Source organism: Peribacillus sp. (assembly GCF_059453735.1).
The window spans coordinates 1-8,457 of record NZ_JAZVJO010000003.1 but is presented as its reverse complement, the minus strand read 5'-3'; the positions used below and the strand labels follow the sequence as shown (position 1 = coordinate 8,457).

At 39.6% G+C, this 8,457-nt stretch carries 15 protein-coding genes and 1 pseudogene; all 16 read left to right on the top strand.

Annotated features, from left to right (window positions below; genetic code table 11):
- A pseudogene (locus AC52RT_RS00145) lies at positions 1 to 526 on the top strand (hypothetical protein); the annotation flags it as partial.
- 51 nt (positions 527 to 577) lie between these two features.
- Positions 578 to 919 carry a hypothetical protein gene (locus tag AC52RT_RS00140; protein ID WP_495538877.1) on the top strand — a complete coding sequence of 114 codons (342 nt, stop codon included), beginning with the start codon at positions 578 to 580 and terminating at the stop codon, positions 917 to 919.
- On the top strand, positions 900 to 2,057 hold the full coding sequence (gene recA, locus AC52RT_RS00135; RefSeq protein WP_495538876.1) for a recombinase RecA: 1,158 nt from the start codon (positions 900 to 902) through the stop codon (positions 2,055 to 2,057). The genes AC52RT_RS00140 and recA overlap by 20 nt, the downstream gene beginning before the upstream one ends.
- Positions 2,058 to 2,104: 47 nt before the next feature.
- Positions 2,105 to 2,716, top strand: coding sequence for a uracil-DNA glycosylase family protein (locus tag AC52RT_RS00130; protein ID WP_495538875.1), 612 nt, complete (start codon positions 2,105 to 2,107; stop codon positions 2,714 to 2,716).
- 17 nt (positions 2,717 to 2,733) lie between these two features.
- A complete protein-coding gene (locus tag AC52RT_RS00125; protein ID WP_495538874.1) occupies positions 2,734 to 3,009 on the top strand; it encodes a MerR family transcriptional regulator in 276 nt (91 codons plus the stop codon).
- Between the two features lie 274 nt (positions 3,010 to 3,283).
- Complete coding sequence (locus AC52RT_RS00120) at positions 3,284 to 3,799, top strand: MurR/RpiR family transcriptional regulator (RefSeq protein ID WP_495538873.1); 516 nt, start codon at positions 3,284 to 3,286, stop codon at positions 3,797 to 3,799.
- A gap of 134 nt (positions 3,800 to 3,933) precedes the next feature.
- Positions 3,934 to 4,401, top strand: coding sequence for a hypothetical protein (locus tag AC52RT_RS00115; protein WP_495538872.1), 468 nt, complete (start codon positions 3,934 to 3,936; stop codon positions 4,399 to 4,401).
- A gap of 45 nt (positions 4,402 to 4,446) precedes the next feature.
- The gene (locus AC52RT_RS00110) at positions 4,447 to 5,013 is read left to right on the top strand and encodes a hypothetical protein (RefSeq protein ID WP_495538871.1); all 567 of its coding nucleotides are present in this window, start codon (positions 4,447 to 4,449) and stop codon (positions 5,011 to 5,013) included.
- Complete coding sequence (locus AC52RT_RS00105; RefSeq protein WP_495538870.1) at positions 5,014 to 5,553, top strand: hypothetical protein; 540 nt, start codon at positions 5,014 to 5,016, stop codon at positions 5,551 to 5,553. It begins immediately after the preceding gene.
- A 10-nt stretch (positions 5,554 to 5,563) separates the two neighbouring features.
- On the top strand, positions 5,564 to 5,956 hold the full coding sequence (locus tag AC52RT_RS00100) for a hypothetical protein (RefSeq protein WP_495538869.1): 393 nt from the start codon (positions 5,564 to 5,566) through the stop codon (positions 5,954 to 5,956).
- Positions 5,957 to 6,304: a hypothetical protein gene (locus AC52RT_RS00095; RefSeq protein WP_495538868.1), complete on the top strand. Its 348-nt coding sequence runs from the start codon at positions 5,957 to 5,959 to the stop codon at positions 6,302 to 6,304.
- On the top strand, positions 6,291 to 6,524 hold the full coding sequence (locus tag AC52RT_RS00090) for a hypothetical protein (RefSeq protein WP_495538867.1): 234 nt from the start codon (positions 6,291 to 6,293) through the stop codon (positions 6,522 to 6,524). Before AC52RT_RS00095 ends, AC52RT_RS00090 begins: the two co-directional genes overlap by 14 nt.
- Positions 6,525 to 6,546: 22 nt before the next feature.
- On the top strand, positions 6,547 to 6,708 hold the full coding sequence (locus AC52RT_RS00085) for a hypothetical protein (RefSeq protein ID WP_495538866.1): 162 nt from the start codon (positions 6,547 to 6,549) through the stop codon (positions 6,706 to 6,708).
- A 102-nt stretch (positions 6,709 to 6,810) separates the two neighbouring features.
- Positions 6,811 to 7,449: a hypothetical protein gene (locus tag AC52RT_RS00080; RefSeq protein WP_495538865.1), complete on the top strand. Its 639-nt coding sequence runs from the start codon at positions 6,811 to 6,813 to the stop codon at positions 7,447 to 7,449.
- A gap of 15 nt (positions 7,450 to 7,464) precedes the next feature.
- A complete protein-coding gene (locus tag AC52RT_RS00075) occupies positions 7,465 to 8,151 on the top strand; it encodes a hypothetical protein (protein ID WP_495538864.1) in 687 nt (228 codons plus the stop codon).
- A gap of 146 nt (positions 8,152 to 8,297) precedes the next feature.
- Positions 8,298 to 8,457, top strand: a 160-nt coding sequence (locus tag AC52RT_RS00070) for a 4Fe-4S cluster-binding domain-containing protein (protein ID WP_495538878.1), incomplete at its 3' end; no start/stop codon positions are given.

The window sequence follows — 8,457 nt, the reverse complement described above, 5'->3', positions numbered from 1 at the left end:
AGGATCAGATTCCAAACATAATTTCCTTGTTAACCATTGCGGTAAAGGGCGTAAAATTTATGTAGAAGGTGTTCCTGAACTTCGTCAGCAAAAGAACCAAGATGGAACATATTCTTATTTCCCGACAATCAAAGCAACAGAAATTTTAGGTCTTGATTTCCCATCAAGTCAATCTGATAACAATCAACAAAATCAACCGCCTAAAGGACAGTATCAACAACAACAACAAAATCAGCAACAAGGCGGGTATCAGCAACAACGTCAACAGCCTCAACAGCCACAACAGCCACAAGGTTCATTCCAGCCACAGGGTGGATATCAGCAGCAACCACAAGGCGGGTTCCAACCACAAGGTGGATTCGGAGCACCACCGGCAGGAGCACCACCAGTAGGAGCGCCACAAGGCGGATTTGGAGCACCACAAGGTGGATTCCCACCAAACCCTCCAGGAGGCGGATTCGGAGCACCAGTAGGAGCGCCAGTAGGAGCACCAAACGGGTTCCCACCAGGTATGCCACAACAGTAATTCTTTGGAGTGATAAAATTGCCACGTAAAAAAGTTAGCCCTGCTGCTTCATTGGGGCGTTTCATATACGGTATCTATGATTATTATCATGACCGTGGAATGCCCCAAAAGACAGCCAAGGCGCGTATGATAGATGATTCTCTCAAGTCATTGACAGATATCATAAAAAAAGAAGAAGAGATACCGGATCACATGCTGGTAATCATGGCTCAGTTCATGTCTCGCGCATTGAATAATCGTGGTGCTGCCATCACAAAGTCGATTAAGGAGAATGCAGATTCTTCTGAGGCAGATCTACAACCATTGCGCGAGATTAAAGAGCTGAAAGACAGCACAGATCGATTTATTGAAACTTACAGAGGGTGGAATTCGAATGGCAAAGAAAACAGTTGATAAGCAGAAACCCGTTTCTGAGAACATGACCAATTCAGACTTTATCAACATGATAAACAAAAGAATAGGTGAAGGATCTATCTTTGCCTTTGATGGAGACAATACAGCCCAAATCCAACCCGTCTCAACAGGCATTCCTTCCTTAGACTTTGCTTTGGGAATCGGAGGCGTTCCGTGGGGAAGACTTGTAGAGGTTTATGGTCCCGAATCAAGCGGTAAAACAACCGTCTGCTTACGTATCATTGCTGAGTTCCAGAAAAACTCAAGGATTATCCCTCATGTCTTTTATGGCAAGAAAGTGTTGTTTGTTGATGCAGAGCATGCTTTGGATCCGACACATGCTGAATTTTTAGGTTGTGATATCTCGGAAGAAACAGGAATGCTCATTTCACAGCCAACCCATGGTGAAGAAGCATATAACTTGATTGAAACAGCAATCCTTTCGGGGCAAGTCGGCCTTATAGTAGGAGACAGCTTACCTTCATTTGTCCCTAAAAAGGTCATTGAAGGCAATGCGGAAGACCAGAATATTGGTCTGCAAGCACGATTGAATTCTCAGAACCTGCCTAAGATGGCAACCTTGTGCAGCAAGCAGAATACTTTGCTCATAATGATCAATCAGATCCGTGAGAAGGTCGGCGTGATGTATGGAAATCCTGAGACAACACCTGGTGGACGCGCACTGAAATTCTACAGCAGCGTAAGGATGGAAATCCGCCGTAAAATGATTGTGAAAAGTGATGTAACGATCGGACAAACAATTACTGTAAAGCTTGTTAAGAATAAGGTTTCACGTCCTTTCACAATCTCTGAATTTGATTATTACTATGACACTGGCATTGATGTCGTCAAGGATATCATGAATGTTGCTATTGACATGAATATCATCAATCGAGCTGGAGCTTATTATTACTACGGCGAGGATGTCAAGGATCCATTGTTGGATGGAGAAGGAAACCAATTGAAATGGATGGGCAAAGAAACAGTAGAAGCCGTCCTGAGGCAAAGTCCAGCCTTATTTAACTACACGAATGACATCGTTCAAGGAAGAATTCCTAAAGATGCTCAATTTGTGGAGGAAGATCACTCGCAAGATGGAACATATGAAAACACTTCAACGGAAGAAGTGCTTGTGTAACGAATAAAGGGTACTTAATGCCCTTTTTTATCGAGGAGGAGTCACGAATGTCTATAACGGAAAATGAACTACCCTTTGATACTTCCGATATATATTCTGACAAACAACAATTGGAACCTGGTTTTTATGACAAAATCCTGATTCCAGAGCAGATGTATAAGGATGTAACACCATTCTATATTAAAACGAGTATCCATAATTGTTTTGCTTGTGATGCCAAAGAGTTCAAAAAACCTTTGGAGCTAAGTAATTTTGATGCATCCGTTATGGTGATAGGGGAAACCCCAAGTGATATCGACTTTCAAACACCAGAAGGAAAGTTGCTGGCCGACACGTTAAGATGGGCTAAATACAATCTTGAGGATGTGTATTTCACTTCTTCCATAAAATGTAAGTCTTCGACTACTCCAGATCGTTGCCAGCACCATCTTCTGTCTGAACTGCTTTGTGTTCAGCCAAAGATGATCATCGCATTAGGGTATGATGTAGGGAAGCATTTCGACACTTCCATAAATCAACCAGGCTATAACTCTTACTTAATGGGAAAATACGAAATGATTACAACCTATCGAACACTTCATGCAATGACAGATCAAAATTATTTTAGGGATTTTTGCCAGCATATGTTACGAGCAAAGCAACAAATGGGTAGCAAATAAAAGGGAGTTCGTAGCAAATGAATCAACAATATAAACAAGATTATACACTGAATCATGCAGCCTTAATGTTAGGTGTCCACCGTGACACCATGATGTATTGGGAAGAAAATCAACTAATCCCACCAGCCAGAAGAAATGAGAAAAACAATTATCGTGTTTATAGCATTGAAGAAATACTCGAAATTGCAAAAATTCGTGGTATAGGTGTTGTCGATATTGAAGCGGTGGAGCGCAAAAAAGCACGTCGCAGAGAAGAACGTCAGCGCCAAAAACAAGATAGTTTCAATTTGTAATACATTTGAAATAAATATAATAATTAGCTCAATCGCTATCGTTACAATGCTTGTGCAAATATTGCGCAAAGGCTTGTAATACAATGTTTTTCTCGATATCACATGATTCTGTTTTGTTTGTTTTTTGATGGGGTATACAACAAAAATAAATAAAACAAGGATTATAGCATTATAAATATGTCAAAAATTTACACGATTTTTGTTCTTCTTAATGTTATTCCCCATGTTTTGTTGTATACTATTTTTGAGATGTAGATTAAGGAGATGCTTGAGTATGATGACAGAACAAAGGCTTGAAGAGATTTTAAGCAAGAGCGAGTACTCCGTTTACAAGTATATTAAAGAAAAATACGAAAAAACGGGCATGCCGCTTAAAGAATCAATGATTGATATAGGGCAAAATAGTAATACAAGCGATGCTACTGCACACAGAGCTATTAGTAAATTAAAGAAAAATGGGATTGTGGGAGTAATTTCTTCTATAGAAAGTAAAGAACCTAACAGCGTTATATATTACGGTTTTCCTGATCCTGAGCAGCAAGCTAAAGATATTTTTAAAATTATTGAACAGTTAAGTTCAAACGCAAATCGGTTTGAAGCTGTTTTAAAACTAAAAGACAAACAAATTGCGCAACTTAAACGAGACAAAGAATTGCTTTATGAAGAGGTGGATAGATTGGAACAAAAGGTTTCGAAAGGTGCTCCTTTTGAACAGGAACGTATATTATCTAGTCAATCTCTTGGAGATGGAACAACTGCTTATATTGTTAAGGACAAAAGTTTACAATAAAAGGCACTTTTATTTTGTTTCCAAATTTCTTTTACTTGTCAGAGGTTTTTCATTGATACTATTTTACTTTTGGTTGAAAGATACTTCTGGCAAGCCGTTTTGTTTTGCAGAGAGTTCTTTTCGGAGGGATAGAAATGAACGTATTAGAGCGCTTACTCCAGGAAGATTTTGCACATTGGAATCAAATTATTGCTGATTATGAATCCAAAAATATAGCATTAAAAGTGCCTTCTGTAGATAAAACTGCTCTGCATTATTTTAATGTTGATGTAGAAGCATTATATACACAGGCGCTTTACGATTTTGGCCGTTCAAGAAGAAATAAGGATGCCATTCAACGGCTGCTTAAAATTGTTCTTGATGATTCCTATAAAGGAACAAACGAACAAACAAGAAAAGCTGGCGGGATACAATTTGCCAAAGTTTATCCAGCTCCAGATTACTATCCTTATCCAACTGTTAATTTATTTGATTTGGAAGATCTGTTTACTGGGTATTATTATTCCATGGAGGCTACGATTAAATCTTTGGAAGCTAAAGCTAGTGCCAAAATTACAAATAATTCTCTTTTAAATATAGAGAATAATATAATAGCACATTAAGGGAGGCTTAGCTTCCCTTTTATTACTGCAATTGGAGGGTTACATATGAGGACATCAGAGGCATCAAAATGGAAGCCTTCAGAAGATGAAGTACTTTTTGATATTATGCGGAATGCCATTTTAAATGATATTCCTATGTATGATGCATATCAGCAAGCTTCAGACATTTTCAACGAGACACCTGGACTCGCCAACAGAGAGGCTAACGCCTGCAGACAGAGGTGGAGCAAGCTCAAGCATAAACCTCAGTATTCTGTGATGCCAATGCCTTACGAGCTTGATTCAGAAGTACCTGTCACAACAGGTAAGCAGCAGGACTTATTTGATGGAGAGGATCTGTTGCAAGAATCAGATATTATTCTTGAACTGATTCAGCCCTCACCAGCCATAGTTCAAGAAACTTTTGTTCAAACAGTCCAACATGAAACTATTGATGCTTTTTCGCAGATTAAACAGTTCATGGACGCTATTGAGCAAAGTCATATGGAACTGGAAAAAGAAAATCTTTCTTTAAAGGCTCAATTGATAGATAAGAGCATGGAAAATAATAAACTTCAAGAGCAATTGGCTACATTAGAACAAGTGAAGGCATTGCTCAGTGTGGGGGTATAAATGGATTGTCCTTATGAAAATGAGTGTATGAATGCCGGAAAATCTTGTTTTAAATGCTTCAATTACAGCATGTACAAACAACCTAAAGTCAGACAGGGGTTAAGAGCTCAGTCAGTCAATAAGAAAGAGAATAAAGAAGGCATCGATTTCGAGAATCGTGGTGCCAAAAAGTACAATCATGCCGTTAAGGCGGCAAAGGATGTCGCGCGTCGCCAGGTGGCTTCAGGTGCCATCTCTCGCTTCTTAGGAGACATGATTACTGAAGAGGACTTGACTGCCTCCATTGCCGAATTTAAGGAGCGGGGGAGTGTCAGCGCCAAAGGAGAAAAACAGATCACCATCAAGAAAGAGTGGCTGGATAAGCTTGAGTGGGAAGCTCGTCAGATGAATAAGACTTATTATTATTTGCCATTCACTTTCAAAGGTTCTGAGAAGGATTATGTGGCCATGGATTACGATATCCTTTTGTCTTATGTCCAAACCATTCAATCCTTGGCAGAGCAGAATAGGTTGCTGCGTTTACAAATAGATAAAGAATAGGGGAGTTGTCATGAATATTAGTAGTAAGATCAGTATTCTAAATAGACTTGAACTAGGTGATATTGTATTGTGTTCCGATCAGAACAAGTATGAATTCATCCGAATGAAGCAAAAAAAGTTTTTAGGCAAGCGCGATGGATTAACCTACAATATTGATGCCAGTATGTTTGTGGAACTCGTTGAAAAATCAGCTCCCAAGTCTTATGATCCTTATAGTTTGATGAATGGGGATTTATTCTATATATTGAATCAAAAGCAAGATGCGGTCATATATAGATTTTCACACGTTATAGGACAAGAAAAACTCGCAGCTTCTAATCCGATCACAGGCACTAAAGTAACGGTTCCTTTTAGTTTAGTAAAAGGACCAGTAAGCGAACTCCAAAAAAGGCAGATGGCATAAATGCCAAGTTATAAAGAACTTTTTGGGGATGAACTTTGCCGCTGCGGAGCAAGAGGGTTGTACATACTGACCAACGGAAGCGGAAAAGTTACCGGTTATGAATGTGAAACCTGCCGGAAACCAAAGCGGATCCAGACAGAAGTCCGAAATGGAGGAGCAACTGAATCAGGACTCCTCTTATTTGACAGAGTAGGCAATTCATATCATTGGCTCACAAGGCAGCATGGGCATCCACTTTTCTTTACAGCTGAGTACCTTCCAGTCACATTAACAGTGCATAACACTGGGGTTAAAAAGATAGCTAAAAATGTAAGGCTAATACAAGCGAAAGGGGGTGAGAACAATTAAATTCCCAATCGAACTGTCGAATCCTAAAAAGGTAAGCCAACTTATTAAGGAAACTCCTACTGGATGGTACGCAGGCACGACAACTGACGGTAATGATCTGACCGTTGATATTGAGCAAGGTGTCGGAATGACCGTTAAGCACTTCCAGAAAAATGGATGGGTGCGAGAAGAGGATTATAAGGCAAATGGTGTTATGGAAAGTGAGTTATACAGCCGATAACCGAAAGGAATGATCTTTTCAAATGGTACTTGGATTTCATGAGACAATAATTGGACGTAAATTCTATGAACGTGATGTACCAGCCGTGGTAAGCGCCCTTGAAAGTATTTCAAAGGAGATGCAGAAAGCAAATGAGCTGAAGCAGGAAGAACTTTCTATACTGAAAGGCGATGCCCCTAAATAATGTTCAGAAAACATGAAATACATTTGAAATTGAAATGTATTTCGTGTTTAAATGAATTTGAATAGGAGAATAAAATAGAAAACATTAATGAAGGGTGATACTATGCCTCCTAGAAATTCAAAAAAATTATGGACTAAAGAACAAGAACAACTCCTGCTTGGTTCATACGGTTCGGCTGGGATTACTTACTTAACAAGACGTTTAGGCAAAAGCAGAAATGCCATAGTACAAAAAATGGCTGAACTGACAGGTTCATATGATGCACATATCCAAACAGGCATGCTTACCGCCCGTCAAGTGGCCCATATTTTAGATGTTGAACCAAGAACACTAATAAATTGGATAAGATTTCACGACTTTCCTGCTGAAAAATATCATCATTTGAACCCGAAAAACAAATCTAAGTTGTATTTTATAGATCCTGAACTTGCTTGGGAATGGATTGAAAACAACAAGGAGCGCATTATCTTTTCAAACATAAAGCGTCACGAACTGCTTCCAGAGCCGGATTGGTTGGAAGAAGAAATCTACCGCTCGCAAAGGCAATTCAGGAAGCGACCAGTCAACTGGACGGAAGAAGAAGATGAGAAAGCATGGAATTGGTATGAACAAGGAGTGAATTACCGTGAGATCGCGCGTCGTTTAGGAAGGCCAGAAGCTGGCACACAACGCCGTTTGACTGTAATTCGGAAAAGAAAGTACCCAGAACCAGAAGAAGCCACTGCCGTGGCATTTCCGTGAAAGGAATGAGGAAACATGTCAACAAACCCAAAAATTTATGAAGCATTTCAAGAGGAAGCAAAGGGCATCGACATTCAAGGGTTGATGTCCCAAATGCTCGATAATTTCAATGCTGACAAAGGATACAAGCCGACAGTCATGGATGAGATTAAAATTCGCAAGATGTTATTGGCCAGAAAGTACATTGAGAAAGAGATCGATCGTCTTGCTCAACTGAAGGCTGCTGTCATGGCGGACTGGGATGAAAAGATTGCTGCCAAGTCAAAAGAGCTTGATGGTATTTCTGAATTTATTGAAGGATACATCAAGAATCAAAACGAAGGTAAGAAGCTTTCTCTGGATGTCGGCACCGTTACTCTGAGGCGTTCTGCACCTAAAGTGAAATTGAATCCAGATCGCCTGGAAGATGCAGTAGCCTTTTTAAGTAATCATAATGTCCTGCACTCATTCCAGAAACCAGCTGAATTAGATATCACATTGCTTCAAAATTCTTATATTACTCAGTTTAAAAAACTTGTTGAAGCTGAAGCGGAGAAGCGTATTAAAAAAGAAATAGAGGAAAAATCCAAAATCACGAAGAAGCGCGAAGGGGAAATTACTCTTGAAGTGGAACGTGAAATGGCTCCTTCTTATTTCGATAAACTGCCTGAATTCATGGAGTATATTCCAGAGCAACACAAGGTGTCCATCACAATGAAGTGAATGTTCGCCGTTAATCTGTTAAAATCAGCCACGATTGGAGAATTTCTCAAAAAATCGTGGCTTTTCTATTGTTTTTTCCAATCTTTTACTCTATACTAATCTAAGATATGAAATGTATTACATAACTGAAACAAGGGGGGTTCCGTATGACCCACACTTTGCGCTTGATGGGTGTTAATCGTGATACTCAGACTGCTGGACCTGGCAGGCGATTAGAGTTTTTTACCAAAGGATGCATTCGTGGTGTTGTTGCACCCTGCCAAGGATGTTTCAATGAATCAACTTGGACGTTTGCCGGAAAATATC